Raw genomic sequence first — 18,406 nt, 5'->3', positions numbered from 1 at the left:
GTTTTTTTGGTGTATTACAGAAATCTTTAATAAAAAAATGGGGAAAGGGATTCAAGATCCCTTATTGGTTTTTCCGGGTTGTTATTAATCCGCCAAGTACACTGAGTGCTGCTAGGGCCAATGGCATTATTGGTGCTCCAGTGGTTTGCATTCCAACGGTGTTTGATGCTGCATTTACTTGATTATTGCTAGTTGCACTCTCTGCTGCTGTAATGGTCACTGTTGCATATAATGTCTGGCTGTCCAGAGAAACTGAGGTTAATGCTACCCCAGCTCCTTCATCACCACGGAGTATGGCAGTGGCAATACCATTGAGAGTATCAATGATAATGGATTTACTGCCCACGTTACCAAGATTGGTGGTGAAGGTCACTGGTGTTCCGTCTGGTAGGTGGCCGATTGATGGGTCGATTGTTGTTAGGGTGGTTCCGTCGAAGAGGTTGTTGAAGTTGGCGGTTAGAGTAGAGGTACTTCCCTGTGGAATAGTGGTGGGGATGGAACTGAAGGTCAGATATAACCATGGAGTGTAAGTCACGTTTTCTCCAAAAATCAGATTGTTGAAGTCAGGATTGTTGGAACCCCACCAGTTAGCTGTAGCGTTCACAAGTCCAAATCCTTCTCCTTCATCGCTATTGCATATGGCGCTGCCTTGAATTGCAGTGTTTCTCACGATTCTGTTGAAATGCACATTAGCAGTACCTGTATTTAAGATAGCTCCGCCGTATGTTGCATTATTGTTGGTGAGTGTACTGCTAGTTAAGTTCACAGTTCCATATTCGTTGTTGATAGCTCCACCATAATTTGTTGCGGTGTTGTTGGTGAGTGTGCTGTTAGTTAAGTTCCCCGTTCCACGGTAGTTGTCGATAGCTCCGCCGTATGTTGCGGTGTTGTTGGTGAGTGTGCTGCTGGTTAAGTTCACCGTTCCATGGTAGTTGTCGATAGCTCCGCCGTATGTTGCATTGTTGTTGGTGAGTATGATACTGGTTATGTTTGTAGTTCCATATTCATTGTCGATAGCTCCACCATAATCTGTTGCCGTGTTGTTGGTGAGTGTGCTGCCGGTTACGTTTGCAGTTCCCCGATAGTTGATGATAGCTCCACCCTGATTTGCTGTGTTGTTAAAGAAATTACTGCCCATAAGGGTTAGGGTACTGTTATTACTGTAGATTGCACCACCATTGTAGTATGCGGTGTTGTTAGAGAAATTACTGCCCATAAGGGTTAGGGTACTGTTATTACTGTAGATTGCACCACCACCATACAAACCACCATCCTGATTTGCCACATTGTTAGAGAAAGTACTGCCAACAATGGATAACGTACCGTTATCAGTGTAGATTGCACCACCATCATCTATGACACGGTTGTCTATGAAAGCACTAAGGGTAACTGTTAAATTTCCGCCTTCATTGTAGATAGCACCACAACTATCGTCGGCAAAGTTGTCAATGAAAGCACTAAGGGTAACTGTTAAATTGCCGTATTCATTGTAGATTGCACCACCATTATTTTCCGCATAGTTGCCGTTGAAATTACTATGGGTAACTGTTAAATTGCCGTATTCATTGTAGATTGCACCACCATTATTTGCATGGTTGTTGATGAAACTACACTTTGAAACTGTTAAATTGGAGCAATTAGTCCAGATAGCTGAACCATCATCCCAGTAACTGTACGCATTAGTTAATGTTAATTTAGAGAGGGTCACGGTAATTCCAGGTTCACTCGTCTCAGCTATCTTGAATATCCAGTTAGTGTTTTCTCCGTCAATTATAGTGTTAGCCTGGCTTTGGCCAACAATATTCACACTTTTAACAATGTTTATATTAGTGTTATTAGTTCCAGTGTAAAGACCATCTGCAATATTCACTACTCCGTTAGGGGTTACAGTTCCTGTGGCGTTTTTAATACTGAGTTTAGGTCCGTTTACTCCATCGAATATTGCGCTTTCACCGTTGTATGAGTCGTTTCCAGTGGCATTATTCACATAGATGATACCGGGGTCTGCGGAAGCTGTGCTAACACAAAAAACTAAAGATAAACTGAGAAGCACTAAGGAAATGAGTATTGTACTTTTATTTGTTTGTTTTCTTATTATTTCACCTCCTTTATGCCTGTGATTATCCTTCCGGTTTTTATTAAGAAAAGAACCTTCGGGGATAACTAATAAATCATGGAATATTTGGTTATTCAAAGTAAGCTAACGGAATAGAGAGTGAAATAATACCGTTGCCATGAAATATCATAAAACATGGGTTCTCACTATTTTCGTTGCTTAATTGATTTCAACCATTTTCATGGCCTTAATTTTGGATGCATGACATCATCCACTGTAAGGCCGTTTGCTTCCAGCTGTGGAATCCAACTGTCATTGCCTATTTTCATAAACATCTCTTTGGGGATATCCGGCTCAGTATAGATGTTATCACCGGTGGCATCTGAAAGAAGCAGCTCCAGGAACTGTTTCTTCCCGTTGTTAGTTCTCTTTAGTGCCTCAGGGGGCATATGTGTTATCATAGGGCCTGCACCGATGCCAATACCTGCTTTCCATGGAAAATTAACGGCTTCTGCCCAGCACTGGATTCTCCCGAGGGCCCACTTGGTTTGGTATCCTTCATAGAATCCCAGGTTGCAGACTGCATACACTGAAGGTTTCTTATCTGGTGGATGCTCTTTGATAAACTCATCCAACTGTTCCAGGTAGGAAACAACATGTGAAGGAAGGCTGTCGAAGTAAAGGGGGAACACAAATACCACGCTCTCACAGGAAAGAACCTCATCAAATCGTTCAGGTTTTGCTGCATTAAAGACAAGAACCTCTCCCGTCTTCCCGATTGCTTTGGTCATTTCTTTAATCAGGTGAGCGGACATGCTCCCTCTTTTTTTCGGGCTGCCCATAATCATGGCGAACTTCATAATGGAACCTCCTCATAGACATCTTTGATGAAATGCAGCTCACCAGCAGTATCCGATCCCATGTTTGCTTTGTTTGCAATGTATAATCCGGTCATCATCTCTTTTTCCAGATCAGTGATGTTGTTCCCGTACATGTATACGGTTAAATTCGAAGACTTGTCTTTCTTCTTCCTCATGACGTGTTTCAATTCACCGTCCCGTATCTCAAAGAAGGGGGTACCGCCCCCGATATTGCGGTCAAAGATGTTCTTTATAAACCGGCTGTATCCACCATACACGCATCTGCTGATGATGATAGTTTCTTCTCCGCCAAATCGAGTGGGAATGTCATGGTAGCCGTCTTTTATGATGCATTGCATAGGGGTTTTAATCCAGCAGCCGAAACAGCCGATACATTTGTTCATTGGACCCTCTGTTTCGGCAATTATCCTGACATCGTCACGGTTTTTGAGATCTGGAAATGCCTTGAGAAATTCTTCAGGGTCAAGATCATGGATAATAACTTTCATTTTTGATTCTCTCCTTTTTTGGGGGTAATAAATAAAAAAATAAAATAAGCTTTATCTCCTTTTGGACACTAACAGTCCCTCATAGTCATTAAAAAGGCCATAATTAAAATGTTTAACTAGCAAAAACTGCTATTCCATGAATAACCACGGCTATTCCCCAGCCACCTGCCACCCAAAGGAACCACAGGTAACCTGGGGCTGTTAATATGTTCATAATCGCTAAAAACAAGTTAATCACAATATAAATCAACAAATGTATTAAAAAACCCTTTTTCCCACTTTTTTTCCCTGTTTCATTACTTTCAACCATTTCATAGCCTCCCTTAATATTGTTACTATCAGTAACAAATGTTACTATCAGTAACATTATTAATGGGTTCAAACATTCCTACTATATATTAATATCTATTTTTTTCCGGCGGATTCGCGATAATTTAACAATATTCCATTATTTTAATTAAGTTATTTTCAGTGTTAACTCAAAAACAGTATAAAAATAGTTAAATTGAAATGGAATTGATGAAATTTATTCGGTAATAATTAATATTGAAAATCTAGAAGTAGGGGAAAGTAAGCGATTATATCTTTTTAATTAAATAATAAGCGTAGAAATGACCAAATACTAAAAATTACTTAAATTTTTCTGAAAAATAAAAAAAGGATGAGCATATTGATGCTCATTAGATAGATTCATCTTCATCCAGGGCCAGTCGCATGGTGTCCGGGTCCTGGGGCATTTTTTCCAGGAAGTCCTCGGCTGCACGGCGCACATCTCTGGAACCGATGATGTAACGGCCTACCACGATGACGTCAGCACCGCTGTCCAGGGCCTGGTCCATCTTCTTAGGCACAATACCTCCGGCAACTGCCACCCGTCCATTTTTACCAATGATCTCTTTGATCTGGTTGATGTTACCCCATTCAGTCATATCAGCCTGTTCTTCACCACGTTCGGCTTTCAGGGTTTCCAGGTCCACGTTACGGTGTAAAAGAACAATATCTGGCTTGAAGTTGAGGTTTTCCAGTTTTTCAGTGAAGTTGTCCACGTTCATCATGTCCAGTATGGAGTAGATCCCCTGTTTCTGAGCTTCGTGGATGGCTTTTTCAATGGATTCCTGGGTTCCGAGGCCAGAGATAGCCACGGCATCAGCAGTCTCATCAGCAGCCATTTTAACTTCAATACGCCCCACATCCAGAGTTTTAAGGTCAGCGATGATAAAGGCATCTTTCTTGAGTTCCCGGATTTTACTGACAATTCCCACTCCGAATTTCTTAACCAGGGGTGTTCCGGCTTCTATTAGGATTCTTTCTCGGTCCGGTAGACTGTCAATGATGCGTTCCATATCCTGCATGTTGTCCAGGTCAAGGGCCACTTGCAGATATGGGGGACTCCACAGTCGGTTGACTTTGAAACCCATTACTGGATGTGCTCCTCTGTCTTTTTCTGCTAATACTTTGTTTACAGATGGATATCCTTCCATTGCTCTTCTAAGTGCTAGTTTGGTTGCTCCATAGTTGTACTGGTAGATTTTTCTAAAATCAGATGCTTCAGGGTGAATGAACACACTGATAATCAGTACCATGTTTTCAGCTTCTTCAGCTGGTAATATTCCTTCTTCCACAGCATCAGCCACTGCTCGGCCTACTGCGGTTTGGGCTGGTCCAAAGATTTTGTTGGCATCATCTAGATCTCGTACACTGACTTTAGGTACAATGAGAGTTGCCGGTTTGGTCATCAGGTTAGGTCGGATGACGGAAAGCAACGGGGTGTGCCCCAGTGAAAGATTTGACATGTTATTCACAAAGGCTGTACCTACTGGTCCGTTTTTATCTCCAATTACTAGATCAATGTGAGCAAGTTCATTTCCATTTCCAATTAAGGCTTCCCCTATTTGGTACATAATTATGATCCTCCATTAAAGTCTAAATTTATACACTAATTCTATGCATGATAGATTATAAATAGATTTATCTGCTGGTTCCAGGTAGGGGTTGATGGTCGACCCGGGATACTGGGAAATTTAATCAAAAAAAACCGGTTCAAAAATAAAAATAGAGATTTTTACAGGTTAAAAAAATAGATAAAGGATGATTAATCCAGTTTTCCAGCCAGATAATCATCGTAGCCCTTGAGGTCCAGAAGGCCGTGTCCTGAGAAGTTCACCACAATGGTTTTTTCCTCACCAGTCTTCTTACATTCAAGTGCTTCGTCTATTCCTACTTTTATGGCGTGACAGGTTTCAGGGGCAGGAACTATTCCCTCAGTCCGGGCGAAGGTCACGCCGCTTTTGAAGATGTCGTTTTGTTCAACGGCACGAGGTTCTACCAGTTTTTCGTGTACCAGTAGGGCCACTAACGGTGACATACCGTGGTAACGTAGGCCTCCGGCATGGTCGGATGGGGGTATGTAGTCATGTCCCATGGTGTACATTTTAATGAGTGGGGTGAGTCCGGCGGTGTCTCCGAAGTCGTAACAGTAATCACCCTGGGTCAGGGTCGGGCAGTGGGAAGGTTCAGCAGCAATGAATTTACAGTCGATCTTTTCATCTAACTGGTCTTTCATGAAGGGGAACACTGCTCCGGCAAAGTTACTACCTCCACCAACACAGGCCACCATGACATCGGGTGTTTCACCGGCAATTTCCAGTTGTTTCTGTGTTTCCTGTCCAATTACAGTTTGGTGTAACATTACGTGGTTTAAAACACTTCCCAGTGAGTAGTAAACCTTTTCATCGTTTAATGCATCTTCAATAGCTTCGGATATGGCCACTCCTAGAGTTCCGGGGTGGTCTGGATTTTCTGCCAGTACTTTTCTACCGAATTCAGTCTGAGTAGTTGGGGATGCTAATACTTCTCCGTTATAAAGTTGCATGATGGTTTTACGGTAGGGTTTCTGGTTGAATGATACTTTAACCATGTAAACTGTGCAGTCCATGTCCATAAGATTACAGGCAAGTGAAAGGGCAGTTCCCCATTGTCCGGCACCAGTTTCAGTGGTTAAACGTTCAATACCATCCTGTTTAGCGTAATATGCTTGAGCGATTGCGGTGTTTAGCTTGTGGCTACCGGTGGGGGAGGTATCTTCCCTTTTGTAGAATATCTTGGCGGGGGTGTCCAGATGGTCCTCTAGGGCTTTGGCCCTTACGAGGGGGGTAGGTCGACCCATCTGTTTGTAGGCCTCTCTAACTTCCTTGGGAATCTTTATGTAGCGTTCTGTGGACAATTCCTGTTCCAGTACTCCTTTGGAGAATATTTTTGGCAGATTTTCCAGTTGCTTTCCTTCTTCAGTCTGGTCATAGGCGGGGAATTCCACTGGGAGATCCGCGGCAATGTTATACCATTTTTTGGGAATTTCATCTTCTGTTAATCTTATACTGTACATGGATTTCACCTCTGAAATTCATATTATGAGTTCAAATTTCAGATTTTTATTAAAAATTTACACCTGATCTTAATTTAATTCTAATACACCGGAGATCCTAAAAATGTATTTTTATGAATTAAATTGGGGAATTATAAAATTTTCCCTAGTTGTCTTGACACCATAATATACTTAGAGTACTATTTAAATCTTTGTTGTATACATCTGTACATTATAAATGTATTCTTATTGTAAAGGGGCCCATACTATAAATCATGAAAATACTGGCAATAGATGTGGGTACTGGGACCCAGGATATAATGCTGTATGACTCTTATGACTCCATGGAGAATGCAGTGAAAATGGTTCTCCCCTCTCCCACCAAGATAATGGCCCGACGGATAAGACAACATCATCATGACCTTTTTTTAAGTGGAGAAACCATGGGTGGGGGTCCGGTAAATAAAGCAATAAAAAGCCATCTGGATAAGGGGTACCGGGTGCTAATGAACGAAAATTCGGCCCGAACAGTACGTGACGACCTGGAACGGGTTAAATCCACCGGGGTGGAAATCGTCCCTTTAAATGAAAAACATCCAGAAATCTCCGAGTTAGAACTGAACGATGTTGACCTGGTTGCGATTAGGGAGGCCCTTTCAAATTTTGATGTGGAACTGGACTTTGATCGCATAGGTGTGGCTGTGCAGGATCACGGTTATCAGGATGGCATGGGGGACCGTAACTTCCGTTTCCAGAAGATAAGAGAAAAACTCGATGTTCCCCGGGCACCCGAAGAGTTCGCCTATTATGGGGAAGTTCCACCGTACTTCACCCGTATGCAGGCCGTGCAGAGGACACTCAAAGATTACAATCCCTTAATCATGGATTCTAAATTCGCTTCCATCTGTGGAGCAACCCTGGATCCCCTGGTGGGAGAGATGGACCGGTTCATAGCCATGGATGTGGGTAATGGGCATACACTGGCTGCATCTTTCATGGATGGTAAGATACACGGAGTTTTCGAGCACCATACTGGTATTCTAACCCCTAAACGGATAGAAGAATTGGTTAACAAGTTAGCGGCAGGTACCATTACTCATGAGGAGGTTCATGAGGAGCATGGGCACGGGGCATGGGTTATCGATGCCATTGATTCCTTTGAATGCGTGGTGGCCACCGGGCCGAAACGGGCCATACTGGCGGAAACAGATTTAAAGGTGCACAACGCTGCCCCGGGAGGGGATGTGATGATGACTGGACCTGCAGGTCTTATAAAATCCATTAAATCCCTGTAAAAATATTTATTGGTCTGACAAATACTGTAACTGTCCAAATTTCAAAATAAGATAGGAGATATACCATGATTATTGACCCCCATATTCACAGTACCTATTCCGGAGACTCCACAGCCTCAGTTCGGGACATAGTCAAACACTCCCGGAAGATTGGTCTGGATGCCCTTGCCATTGCTGATCACAACTCTCTCAAGGGTTCGGAGGCAGCTTTAAAGGAGTTTGGCCCCCTGGAAGATCTGGTGATCATACCGGCCATGGAAGTCTCCTCCAGCAAGGGACACATCGTGGCCCTGGGTATAAGTGAAGAAATTCCCCAGGGACTCTCACCGGAGGATACTGTGGAGTTAATCCGGATTCAGGGTGGAATTGCCATAGCCGCCCATCCATTTGTATCTTACCGGGAAGGACTCTTCACTCAGGTGAAATTCGTGGATGTGGATGCCATGGAAACTCTTAACTCCCGTTACATATTTGGATACTCTAACTGGCGGGCTAAAAACCTGGCCAAGGAGAAAAACATCCCCCAGATCGGTGCCAGTGATGCCCACTTTTTGGGAGCCATTGGTAGCTGTGTCACGGAACTGGAAGCAGATTTCACGGTAGATGGCATCATTCAGGGTATCCTCTCGGGGAAGACCAATGTATTCGGAGACAGAACCCCTCTCCCTCTGATACTCAAGGAAGTTATTAACAAGAAGATCAGGAAGATTCAATAATCCTCCTATTTTCCCTAATATGAGATTTTCCCAGTGAAATAGCCTAGATTTGACCTAAAACCTGTGGGGAGTAGGGATTTAATGTTTAAAGAAGGGATTAAGTACAGAAAATGCGACAACGGGGACTTTATTAAACTTCATGAAATCAACCAGGAACGTTTTATTAATAAAACTTCCTTAACAACATTTAAAGTAGGGGAAAGACTCCATAGAAATACTATTTTCCTGGCAGAAGATAATAATAATGCAGTGGGCTATGTTTTTGGAATGGGGAGTCAGGATAATCCTGAAGAAGGTTGGATTAGGCAAATTGCAGTTTTAAAGAAATACGAGGGGAGGGGCATAGCAAAAACGTTGCAAAAATTGTGTATCGAGGCTTTCAAGAGTATGAGGGGAGTGCGTTATGTTGGTTTGTCTGTCGAGCCAGGGAATAAACCGGCACTATGCCTGTATAAAAGTTTAGGTTTTAAAATAGTCGAACCGGAACAGGTTTATGAAACAATAGCTGTAAATGGAAAATTAGCCATTAAAGATTATTATGGTCCCGGTGAACATAGATTTATAATGAAAAAGGAATTATAAAGTATTTTTATAATAAAAATAATCAAATATGGGGATTTAATTCATGGGTATCGACTCTATAATACAGTACATCCAGGAGAACTTCGTCTATCTGCATCCGGGTTACACCACTTACAATACCATTGTGTTCGGCATTATACTGGGTTTAATAATTCTCTTAATCATTCGGATGTTCAAATGGATTGATAAAGACCCTAAGGACCTTTTCATACCCTTAATTCCCTTCATATTCTTTGGATCCAGTGCCCGGGCCCTGGTGGATAATGGGATATATCCTCTAACCTACACTCTGGTAACTCCAGGGATATACATTTTAACGGGACTAACCGCTATTTTCACCCTGCTGGGATCAGTTCTAATCGAACGAAAAATCGGCTGGGACTACCGCTACGTAATATTTGCAGTGGGGGCTGCCATGTGTGTTCCCAACATATACTATGCTCAACACCTCAACCCCGTGGTAGTTTTCCAGGTACTGGGTCCATGGGCCCTGCTGACTGCAGTTTTTGTTTTAATCGGTAGAAAATGGAGTCTTCTAAAGGATAAATTCAATTTGAGTGTACTTTCAGCCCACCTGCTCGATGCCAGTTCTACCTTCATCGCCGTGGATTACTATGGTTACGGTGAGCAGCATGTTCTACCCAACGCACTCACTCAGCTGGCAGACAGTGCCATTATAATGTATCCCCTTAAAATTGCAGTTATACTTCCGGCCCTCTACATCATAGACACTTATGTGGAGGATAAAACCATCCGTAACATGTTAAAACTGGCTATATTCATATTAGGATTGGCACCGGGTATCAGGAACTTCCTGAGCCTAGCCATGGGCACATGATCTCCTCATGATTCTTTAGAGGGGAACAGTTTTTAACACAATTTTTTTAATTAAGTACCGCCCAATAAGTCTACTAACTAATGTCAAACCACAGGGGTCTTCCCAATGTACATAGATAAAGTAAAGCAAGAGATGAAAATACCTGAAAAGGTGCGAATATTCGATACCACCCTCCGTGACGGTGAACAAACACCTGGGGTGGCTATAACGCCGGAAGAAAAGATAAGAATAGCCAAGAGGCTGGATAACCTGGGAGTGGACGTGATTGAAGTAGGGTTTCCAGCAGCATCACTGGGTGAACGGAAGGCAGCCCAGGAAATTAAGGGTCTGAATCTGAATGCAAAGGTCTGTGGTTTGGCAAGGGTGCTGCAGGAAGACTTGGACGCAGCCCTGGATTCAGATGTGGATTACATTCACACTTTCATTGGAACTTCTCCTCTACACCGGGAGTACAAGCTGCACATGGACCAGGAAGAAATACTCACCAAGGCTGTGGATGCTGTGGAGTACATCAAAGACCACGGTATCATAGCTGAGTTCTCAGCCGAAGATGCCACCCGGACAGAGTTCGAATTTTTGAAAAACATCTACAAGGCTGTGGAAGAAGCAGGGGCCGACGTGATCAATGTCCCGGACACCGTGGGAGTCATGGTACCGGCTTCCATGCGCCAATTAGTGGGGGACCTTAAAGAAGTGGTGAGCATACCCATCAGTGTGCACTGCCACGATGACTTTGGACTGGCCGTGGCCAACAGCCTGGCTGCAGTGGAAGCCGGAGCCCAGCAGGTCCATGCCACCATTAACGGCCTGGGAGAAAGGGCAGGTAACACCTCCTTAGAAGAGGTGGTAATGGCCCTAATGACCACTTACGGTATTAAAACCAACATAACCACTGAACTTTTAGTGAGCACCTCGGAACTGGTTTCCAGAATAACCGGGGTGAAAATGCCCCCTAACAAGGCCATTGTAGGAGAAAATGCCTTTGCCCATGAGGCAGGAATACATGTCCACGGAGTCCTGCAGAAGGCAGAAACCTACGAGCCCCTTAAACCGGAGATGGTAGGTCACACCCGTCGAATTGTAATGGGAAAGCATACGGGAGCCCGGGCTATTAAGTCCAAACTGGATGATTATGGAATTGAAATGAACGAAGACCAGTTCTGCACCCTGTACGACCAGGTGAAGAAACTGGGTGATAAGGGTAAAATGGTCACTGACGCTGACCTCCAGGCACTGGCCGAAACAGTTTTAGGTAAACCTAAGGAAGAAAAGGTCAAACTGGAAGGATTCACGGTGATGACCGGGGACAATGTCCTCCCCACAGCCACGGTAAAACTCAGCATTGACGGTAATATAAAAACCGCTGCCAAAACCGGTGTGGGGCCAGTTGACGCGGCCATTAACGTAATACAGGATCTGGTACGGGAAACTGCCGACATAGAACTTAAAGAATATCATATTGAAGCCATAACTGGTGGTACCAATGCACTGGCCGAAGTATTTGTAATAATGGCTGATGGAGATGGGCACAGTGCCACTGGTCGTTCTACTGTGGAAGATGTAGTCATGGCCAGTGTTGAGGCGGTTTTAGATTCCATAAATAAGATCCTCCTGGCCCGAGATATGGATCAGTTGCCGTGATTACTTCCACTGGTGATCATTATAAGAAGGAAATGATATAATAATCAAATAATAGTCTCATAACATAATATCAAACAATTCAGGAGCTACTATACCATGGCCAAAGCAACTATTCTAGTGGTGGAAGATGAAAGAATCACCGCTGAAGATATCCGGGCCGGACTGGAATTTGCTGGTTACAAAGTACCGGTAATATGCTCTACCGGTGAAGATGCCGTTAAAAAGGCGGGAAGGCTGGAACCAGATTTAGTGCTGATGGACATTAAGTTAGAGGGTGAAATGGATGGTATAGAAGCTGCTGCCCAGATAAGAAAATCCTATGACATACCAGTAATCTACCTAACTGCTTATTCTGATGAAAAAACTGTGGAAAGAGCTAAACTAACTGAACCATCTGGATTTCTGGTTAAAGGGCAGGGAATGCTAAGCAAACCCTTTGATGAGAACGAACTCCACGCGGCCATAGAAATAACCCTCTACCGGCACGAGATGGAAAGGGAGCATGACCAGATCTCCGCGGCGATTTTGCTTAGAACCAGCGAAGCGGTGATTGCCACCAATTCCACGGGCCAGATTAGGTACATCAACTCCCTGGCCGAGACCATAACTGGCTGGCCTAAAAATGAGGTCCTGGGTAAGAAACTGGAAGAGATATTCCTGCCTCTATCCAAAATAAATGATGAATCTCCTTTAGAAGATGTTCTGGTTGGGGGGGAACCGGAAATAATATCCCGTAATGGGGCTAAATTCACTGTTAAAGGCACAGTAACTCCTATAAAAGATTGCAAACAAAAAAACAACGGCATGGTGATATCTTTTAAAGTTGTTAATGATGATATTTAACTAAAGTGATTTTTTGGTGATGGGGAGGTTGTTATGGCTAAAATAAATATCGTAATAGTGGAAGATGAGAGGATAACCGCTGAAGATATTAAAAAAGCCTTAAATAGTGTGGGGTATGAGGTTCCAGCCATTGTACCGTCTGGTGAAGAGGCTATTAAGGCTGCTGAAGAGCTTAAACCTGATCTGGTGATTATGGATATTAAGCTGGAGGGGGAAATGGATGGTATTCAGGCCGCAGAACAGATACGTTCCAAGCTGGGAATACCTATCATCTATCTAACTGCTTATTCTGATGAAAAAACAGTTCAAAGGGCCAAAATCACTGAGCCTTCTGGATTTATTCTTAAACAACCCTATGGATTTTTGCGCAAACCCTTCGAAGAGAGCGAACTTAACACCACCATTGAAATAACTCTCTACCGGGACAGGCTGGAGAAAAGACTCCGCAAACATGACAAATGGTTAGGGGCCATGCTTAAAAGTATCAGTGATGGGGTAATTGCCACGGATCTCAATGGCCAGGTACGATTCATGAATTCCATGGCTGAAGAGTTAACTGGCTGGCTGGAAGAAGATGCTCTGGGCCATGATGTTCGGGAGATATTTGATCCGGTTGGTTACAAACTCCCCCTGGAAGATGACATGTCCCGTGAAGTGTCCTATCTTAAAAATACGGTTTTAAAATTAGAAGAGGGGGAGAAGTTAACCGTAGATGGTAGTGTAACTATTATTAAAGATATGGAAGGCAATGTTGATGGTTTAGTGATAGTATTCCGCCAGGTTAACCTTAGTAACATCTAAAATTCACTTATTTTGAAAGGAGAGGGATTAGCACGAATTTCTTTCTAGATTAAATCTCCGTCGTAGGATCATTCCTGAAAAAATATGGAGTTTAAAGCACTATTTATTGCTAGAAACGTTTTTAACACCGTAATTTCCTTAAAAAACTCCCATCACAAAATATATATAATACCAAGATAAAGTTTAGAATCATAGTATATCAATGGAGGTTAAGCGAATGTCAGAGGAAAATGTGGTGTACATTGGAAACAAACCGGTAATGAACTATGTATTGGCTGTAGTAACACAAATGAACGGCGGTACTCAGGAAGTAATACTAAAAGCCAGGGGAAGAGCCATTTCCCGAGCAGTTGACGTAGCAGAGATTGTCAGAAACAGATTCATTACTGACGTGAGTATCGGAGGTATCGACATCTGTACCGAAGAAATTATGAACAATGAGGGAACCTCAACCAACGTTTCAGCCATTGAAATACAACTTTCCAAAGATTTTAGTTAATTTGTAGGGTAAACTCTCTACTCTCTTTATTCCACTATGGGGTTTATGGAATACTGGAAAGATTTATATCTATTTTTTTTTAATTAAATTGGAGATTAGGCCTTAAAAATAATTTTAATGTCTAATGACTATTTTATGGTTTAACAATTCTTTTATTAACAGTAATTTCCCAAAATAGTTTTCCAAAAATATATCCTGAAATTGTTTCTCAGAAATAGTATTCTCTAATTTTAAAAATAAAAAAAAGTAACAGAAGAGAAGGTTATCTTCTGTGTTTTAGGATAAATCCGGTCTATTATTCATTTATTCATTCTTTTTACGGCGGTTTAACACAGCTCTACCTATAAGGAGTAGGGCTATGATGACTACAATGGCTCCACCAATGTAATAGATGTATACTGATGTCGGAGCAGTTTCTTTGTCGTTGTTGAGTGCGTAAAGTGACCCGTCATCTGCGCCAATGTAAATCATGTTTCCGTAGGTTGCGGGAGATGATTCCATGGGCTGGTTAATCACACCGTAACCTGGATTGTAACTCCATTCTTCGTTACCATTGTACTTGTTAAGTATGTAAACCGTGCCTCCGTTGGATCCGAATACTATTTTGTTATCCCGGAGGGATGCCGTGGACTTCACTGCACCGCTGGTGGTGAAATTCCACTTTTCAACACCATTACGGGTGTCTAAACACATCATTTTTCCATTATCTGCCCCGATAAACAGGCTGTTATCATTGGTATCAATGGTGGGAGAGGAAGTGACAGATTTACCCATATCGTAATTCCACTGTAATGTTCCATCGGTGGCACTGAGGGCGTACACTTTTCCGTCATCAGATCCCACGTAAACCGTGTTGTTCATCACTGCTGGAGAAGATTGTACTTTATCTCCAGTGGTGTATTCCCAAGTTTTATTTCCGGTGTCTTTGTCCAGTGCGTACACTTTTCCGTCATCAGATCCTACAAACAGGTTTTCTCCAGAGATAACTGGAGATGATCTAACTGAATTACCGGTGTTGTACTCCCAGACTTTGGTTCCGTTATTTATATCTATGGCGTAAACACGTCCATCATTGGAACCAATATACACCCGGTTATTCTGCACCAGAGGTGAAGATTCTATGGCATTTCCGGTTTTGTATTTCCATTTAACATTACCGTTTTTAATGTCCTGGGCATACAGGTATCCATCTGATGATCCCACGTAAAGAACATCACCCACAACTGAAGGAGAAGAGATTACTGCCCCGTCAGTTTTATAATCCCATATTTTGGTACCATCTTCCATGTTAACCGCATAAACGTGGCCATCATTGGAACCAAAATAGATTATCTTGTTCTGTATTGCGGGAGATGATTTTATAGCTCCCTGGGTACTGAAGTACCAGGCGGTGGGTGTGAAATCTGAGGCCTGATCAGTAAAACCGGTGTGCTGGGCATTTTCATGGAAGGAATTCCAATCCGCACCCGCAGCAGTGGCGATGCCCAGTGGCGATGCCAGCAGGCATGTTATCATAAATCCAAGAAGTAACTGCTTTTTTCCAATATCCATTGTATCACCTTATCAATCTACATTCGTTAGCTGAATTCTCCTTAAATATCTCTGTTAAATCTGGTAACACCCAGAGCAAAGAACAATAGGGTGAAACCTCCTAGAACTGCTATATCTAACCACACGTCCCCAATTCCTGCTCCTTTTAACATAACTCCTCTAAGAGCGTCGTTAGCATAGGTTAAGGGGAATATGTAAGCTATTTTCTGGAATATCCAGGGCATGGTTTCAATGGGGTAGAACACTCCAGAAACGAACATCATGGGCATGGTGAAGGGCATCACCATTTGAGTGTAGTCTTCCTGGGTAGAAACCCGAGCAGAAACCATTATACCGAATCCAACGAAACATAATGCCGAAAGGACCAGTAAAAGGATGGTCAGTACCATACTACCGTTTATGGTAATTCCAAACAGCACTATGGCTGCAAATATGAGTAATATAGCCCGGGCTGTTTCTATGGTCAGTTTGGATATGATCTTACCTCCCACCACAGTAGCCACACTGGTCGGGGTCATGAATAAACGTGCCAGTTCTCCTCTTTCCCTTTCACCGGCCAGTGCCTCACCCATACTGAACATGGCCCCCATCATGATGGTCATGGCCAGAATTGCCGGAACCAGGAAGTCGATGTACTTGATATCACCGTAAATCTTGTTAATCTGGAAGTTTATGGAATTCATTATGTTCTGGTAGTTAACTGCTCCCAGGGTGGATGTGCTTTGAACTCCCTGTGACTGAACCTGAATGGCTTGCGATTGGCTGTTCAATGCTTCCAGTTTTTTCATCCCGATCTGGGCTGATATCTGATTGAAAAGACCCTGCGTCGTCGGTATCAATGTCTGGGCTGCCATTTGATCTGAAGAATCAACGTAAGTTACCACGGATTTAGCATTAGAACTGTTTAAATCCTCATAATCGGATGGAAGTATAATGGCTGCCTTTACCTGGCCTGATTCGACCATCTCCTTTCCCCGTTGGGGATCACCGATGATATCCTTCACATTGTAAAATGACATGTCTTTGATGGCGTTGAGGGTGGCGTCAGTTACCGGACCATCACTCTGTTTCACCACCACCACCGGAACATTTTCAATGGTTCCTCCCATTCCGTAACCGAAAAGTGCGATCATGAGTATGGGGAAAATAATGATGGACATTAGCCGGGGTTTGTGTCTCCAGAGGACTATTAAATCCTTTTTAAGCATCCACAAGATTTTTTTAGTTTCCACCATTCCTAATCACCTCCCTCCGTATCTTTTTTAACCTTCCTTGCAGTTACCTTCATGAAAACATCTTCTAAAGAGGGGTCTTTAGTTGAAATAGAGGTAATATTCCCTCCGGTTTCCATAATGGTTGATATTACCTGGGTTACTGCGGTTTCGGTGTTGGATAATTTAAAAGCAAGCCGGCCCGAGGCATGGGTTTCAATATCCAGAACACATGGGATTTGGCTTAATTTGTTAATAAGTTCCTGATCAGTGTCAGTTATCATTAAACTCATTTCTCTTGCGTTATCAATTTCAGATTCTCGGGCAACTTCCTTCAACTTGCAAAATGGGGTGCTGGTACTGGCACTGGAATCGGATTCCTCCATTTCACGTACAATTTCTCCTATGTTGCTTTCCGTACATTCTTCCTGAACAAGTACCGTATCTTTAAGGCCCTGAGGAGTGTCAAATGCAGCCAGCTTACCCAGGTTGATTATGCCCACATGGTCGCAAAGCATATCCACTTCGTACATATCGTGGGAGCAGAGTATGATGGTGTGGCCGTTCTGGTTCAACTCATCGATCAAATCCCATAGGACACTTTTGGTGGTGGGGTCCAGTCCGATGGTGGGTTCATCCAGGAAGAGGATATCGGGCTGATGCACCAGGCTGGCCACCACCGATACCTTCTGTTTCTGTCCTCCGGACATCTGCTTTACCATCTTATTTTCAGCATATTTTATGTCCACCAGTTCCATTAGGTCGTCAATTCTCTGTTCCTTAAGGTCCCGGGGCATACCATAATAATCGGCACATAGTTCTGCGTTTTCACGGGCAGTTAGGTCGCCGTATAAACTTACCAGTTGGGGTACCATTCCAATTTTTTGACGCACTTCATCTGGTGATTTAACCACGTCGTATCCGGACACTGTGGCTGTACCGGATGTGGGGGGGATAAGACAAGTAAGCATTTTAATGGTAGTAGTTTTTCCAGCCCCATTTGGGCCTAAAAATCCAAAAATACTTTTATTTTTAACCTTCAAATTCAAAGCATCCACTGCGGTGAAGTCTTTGTATATTTTGGTAAGATCAGAGGTTTCAATGGCATATTTCATACCTTTAACTCCTGTTGTTTTTTATGGACATCATATCTATTAGAAAATCTTCGTAAAGATTATTTTTACTGCTTTTAAAGAAATTCCTTATATTTTCAAGGGTATTTGAACCTTTAGGGGTTATTTCATAATATTTAACTTTTCTTTTTCCATGTTTTTCCCAGGTTCCCTTTATAAGGCCTTCCTCTTCGAGTTGGTGTAATTTAGGATAGATGATGCTGGCACTGGGCATTTTAATTTTATCCTTAAAGGGGGAAGATTCATGTAGTTTGGTCATGATCTCGTAGCCGTGCTGGCCCTTCATGTTGATGAGCCAGAGCATCACTATGGGGCCCGAACCCCTCATAATGCCTTTAACCAGTTTTTTTTCATAATTATTCAGGTTATAGAATAGTCTATTATCTTCCAAAGCCTTTGCGTAGTACCCTCGTGGAATTTCAAGATTTTCAGCATCTTCTTCTGAAATTTCAGCATCTTCTTTGTCGGGCTGGTCTCTGATTAAATCATCATCCATCCACTTTACACCTC

The 18,406-nt window shown here is 42.8% G+C and carries 18 protein-coding genes; 8 read left to right on the top strand and 10 right to left on the bottom strand.

Annotated features, from left to right (window positions below; genetic code table 11):
* Positions 1-61: 61 nt before the first annotated feature.
* The 6 genes from CIT02_RS07160 to CIT02_RS07135 all read right to left on the bottom strand — a co-directional run bounded on the left by CIT02_RS07160 (position 62) and on the right by CIT02_RS07135 (position 6,807).
* A complete protein-coding gene (locus CIT02_RS07160; protein WP_292611037.1) occupies positions 62-1,987 on the bottom strand; it encodes a hypothetical protein in 1,926 nt (641 codons plus the stop codon).
* 308 nt (positions 1,988-2,295) lie between these two features.
* Complete coding sequence (locus CIT02_RS07155) at positions 2,296-2,916, bottom strand: hypothetical protein (protein WP_292611035.1); 621 nt, start codon at positions 2,914-2,916, stop codon at positions 2,296-2,298.
* Positions 2,913-3,425 (bottom strand): hypothetical protein, encoded by a 513-nt coding sequence (locus tag CIT02_RS07150; protein WP_292611033.1) that lies wholly within the window; start codon positions 3,423-3,425, stop codon positions 2,913-2,915. Before CIT02_RS07150 ends, CIT02_RS07155 begins: the two co-directional genes overlap by 4 nt.
* Positions 3,426-3,537: 112 nt before the next feature.
* A complete protein-coding gene (locus tag CIT02_RS07145) occupies positions 3,538-3,735 on the bottom strand; it encodes a 2TM domain-containing protein (protein ID WP_292611031.1) in 198 nt (65 codons plus the stop codon).
* A 370-nt stretch (positions 3,736-4,105) separates the two neighbouring features.
* A complete protein-coding gene (locus CIT02_RS07140; RefSeq protein ID WP_292611029.1) occupies positions 4,106-5,326 on the bottom strand; it encodes a bifunctional 5,6,7,8-tetrahydromethanopterin hydro-lyase/3-hexulose-6-phosphate synthase in 1,221 nt (406 codons plus the stop codon).
* A gap of 191 nt (positions 5,327-5,517) precedes the next feature.
* Complete coding sequence (locus CIT02_RS07135; RefSeq protein WP_292611027.1) at positions 5,518-6,807, bottom strand: TrpB-like pyridoxal phosphate-dependent enzyme; 1,290 nt, start codon at positions 6,805-6,807, stop codon at positions 5,518-5,520.
* A 254-nt stretch (positions 6,808-7,061) separates the two neighbouring features.
* Here CIT02_RS07135 and CIT02_RS07130 point away from each other — a divergent pair, with 254 nt between their 5' ends.
* From CIT02_RS07130 to albA, 8 genes are all read left to right on the top strand, one after another.
* Entirely contained in the window at positions 7,062-8,081 is a 1,020-nt protein-coding gene (locus CIT02_RS07130; protein ID WP_292611025.1) for a DUF1786 domain-containing protein, read from the top strand.
* A gap of 65 nt (positions 8,082-8,146) precedes the next feature.
* Positions 8,147-8,797, top strand: a complete 651-nt coding sequence (locus CIT02_RS07125) for a PHP domain-containing protein (protein ID WP_292611023.1) — start codon at positions 8,147-8,149, stop codon at positions 8,795-8,797.
* Positions 8,798-8,878: 81 nt separating this feature from the next.
* Positions 8,879-9,379 (top strand): N-acetyltransferase, encoded by a 501-nt coding sequence (locus CIT02_RS07120; protein WP_292611021.1) that lies wholly within the window; start codon positions 8,879-8,881, stop codon positions 9,377-9,379.
* Between the two features lie 43 nt (positions 9,380-9,422).
* Complete coding sequence (locus CIT02_RS07115; RefSeq protein ID WP_292611019.1) at positions 9,423-10,217, top strand: DUF63 family protein; 795 nt, start codon at positions 9,423-9,425, stop codon at positions 10,215-10,217.
* Positions 10,218-10,322: 105 nt separating this feature from the next.
* A complete protein-coding gene (locus CIT02_RS07110) occupies positions 10,323-11,858 on the top strand; it encodes a 2-isopropylmalate synthase (protein ID WP_292611017.1) in 1,536 nt (511 codons plus the stop codon).
* A gap of 96 nt (positions 11,859-11,954) precedes the next feature.
* Positions 11,955-12,701 carry a response regulator gene (locus CIT02_RS07105; protein WP_292611016.1) on the top strand — a complete coding sequence of 249 codons (747 nt, stop codon included), beginning with the start codon at positions 11,955-11,957 and terminating at the stop codon, positions 12,699-12,701.
* A gap of 33 nt (positions 12,702-12,734) precedes the next feature.
* Positions 12,735-13,502, top strand: a complete 768-nt coding sequence (locus tag CIT02_RS07100) for a response regulator (protein WP_292611014.1) — start codon at positions 12,735-12,737, stop codon at positions 13,500-13,502.
* 217 nt (positions 13,503-13,719) lie between these two features.
* Positions 13,720-14,001 carry a DNA-binding protein Alba gene (gene albA, locus CIT02_RS07095; RefSeq protein ID WP_292611012.1) on the top strand — a complete coding sequence of 94 codons (282 nt, stop codon included), beginning with the start codon at positions 13,720-13,722 and terminating at the stop codon, positions 13,999-14,001.
* Positions 14,002-14,304: 303 nt separating this feature from the next.
* Here the strand turns inward: albA and CIT02_RS07090 are convergent, their stop codons facing one another.
* Genes CIT02_RS07090 through CIT02_RS07075 form a run of 4 tightly spaced genes read right to left on the bottom strand, consistent with a single transcriptional unit; the run spans position 14,305 to position 18,392 of the window.
* Positions 14,305-15,552, bottom strand: coding sequence for a PQQ-binding-like beta-propeller repeat protein (locus CIT02_RS07090; protein WP_292611010.1), 1,248 nt, complete (start codon positions 15,550-15,552; stop codon positions 14,305-14,307).
* A gap of 41 nt (positions 15,553-15,593) precedes the next feature.
* Positions 15,594-16,787, bottom strand: a complete 1,194-nt coding sequence (locus tag CIT02_RS07085; RefSeq protein WP_292611008.1) for an ABC transporter permease — start codon at positions 16,785-16,787, stop codon at positions 15,594-15,596.
* Positions 16,788-16,789: 2 nt separating this feature from the next.
* Positions 16,790-17,878, bottom strand: coding sequence for an ATP-binding cassette domain-containing protein (locus CIT02_RS07080; RefSeq protein ID WP_292611006.1), 1,089 nt, complete (start codon positions 17,876-17,878; stop codon positions 16,790-16,792).
* A gap of 4 nt (positions 17,879-17,882) precedes the next feature.
* The gene (locus CIT02_RS07075) at positions 17,883-18,392 is read right to left on the bottom strand and encodes a PadR family transcriptional regulator (RefSeq protein WP_292611004.1); all 510 of its coding nucleotides are present in this window, start codon (positions 18,390-18,392) and stop codon (positions 17,883-17,885) included.
* Positions 18,393-18,406: the final 14 nt, after the last annotated feature.

Source organism: Methanobacterium sp. BAmetb5, from assembly GCF_003491305.1.
Classification (GTDB): Archaea; Methanobacteriota; Methanobacteria; order Methanobacteriales; family Methanobacteriaceae; genus Methanobacterium.
This window is presented reverse-complemented; position numbering and strand designations above follow the sequence as displayed.

Coding starts and splice junctions, on each gene's coding strand:
- CIT02_RS07155 (WP_292611035.1), bottom strand. CDS start 2,916: ATGAAGTTCGCCATGATTATGGGCAGCCCGAAAAAAAGAGGGAGCATG.
- CIT02_RS07150 (WP_292611033.1), bottom strand. CDS start 3,425: ATGAAAGTTATTATCCATGATCTTGACCCTGAAGAATTTCTCAAGGCA.
- CIT02_RS07145 (WP_292611031.1), bottom strand. CDS start 3,735: ATGGTTGAAAGTAATGAAACAGGGAAAAAAAGTGGGAAAAAGGGTTTT.
- CIT02_RS07140 (WP_292611029.1), bottom strand. CDS start 5,326: ATGTACCAAATAGGGGAAGCCTTAATTGGAAATGGAAATGAACTTGCT.
- CIT02_RS07135 (WP_292611027.1), bottom strand. CDS start 6,807: ATGTACAGTATAAGATTAACAGAAGATGAAATTCCCAAAAAATGGTAT.
- CIT02_RS07130 (WP_292611025.1), top strand. CDS start 7,062: ATGAAAATACTGGCAATAGATGTGGGTACTGGGACCCAGGATATAATG.
- CIT02_RS07125 (WP_292611023.1), top strand. CDS start 8,147: ATGATTATTGACCCCCATATTCACAGTACCTATTCCGGAGACTCCACA.
- CIT02_RS07120 (WP_292611021.1), top strand. CDS start 8,879: ATGTTTAAAGAAGGGATTAAGTACAGAAAATGCGACAACGGGGACTTT.
- CIT02_RS07115 (WP_292611019.1), top strand. CDS start 9,423: ATGGGTATCGACTCTATAATACAGTACATCCAGGAGAACTTCGTCTAT.
- CIT02_RS07110 (WP_292611017.1), top strand. CDS start 10,323: ATGTACATAGATAAAGTAAAGCAAGAGATGAAAATACCTGAAAAGGTG.
- CIT02_RS07105 (WP_292611016.1), top strand. CDS start 11,955: ATGGCCAAAGCAACTATTCTAGTGGTGGAAGATGAAAGAATCACCGCT.
- CIT02_RS07100 (WP_292611014.1), top strand. CDS start 12,735: ATGGCTAAAATAAATATCGTAATAGTGGAAGATGAGAGGATAACCGCT.
- albA (WP_292611012.1), top strand. CDS start 13,720: ATGTCAGAGGAAAATGTGGTGTACATTGGAAACAAACCGGTAATGAAC.
- CIT02_RS07090 (WP_292611010.1), bottom strand. CDS start 15,552: ATGGATATTGGAAAAAAGCAGTTACTTCTTGGATTTATGATAACATGC.
- CIT02_RS07085 (WP_292611008.1), bottom strand. CDS start 16,787: ATGGTGGAAACTAAAAAAATCTTGTGGATGCTTAAAAAGGATTTAATA.
- CIT02_RS07080 (WP_292611006.1), bottom strand. CDS start 17,878: ATGAAATATGCCATTGAAACCTCTGATCTTACCAAAATATACAAAGAC.
- CIT02_RS07075 (WP_292611004.1), bottom strand. CDS start 18,392: ATGGATGATGATTTAATCAGAGACCAGCCCGACAAAGAAGATGCTGAA.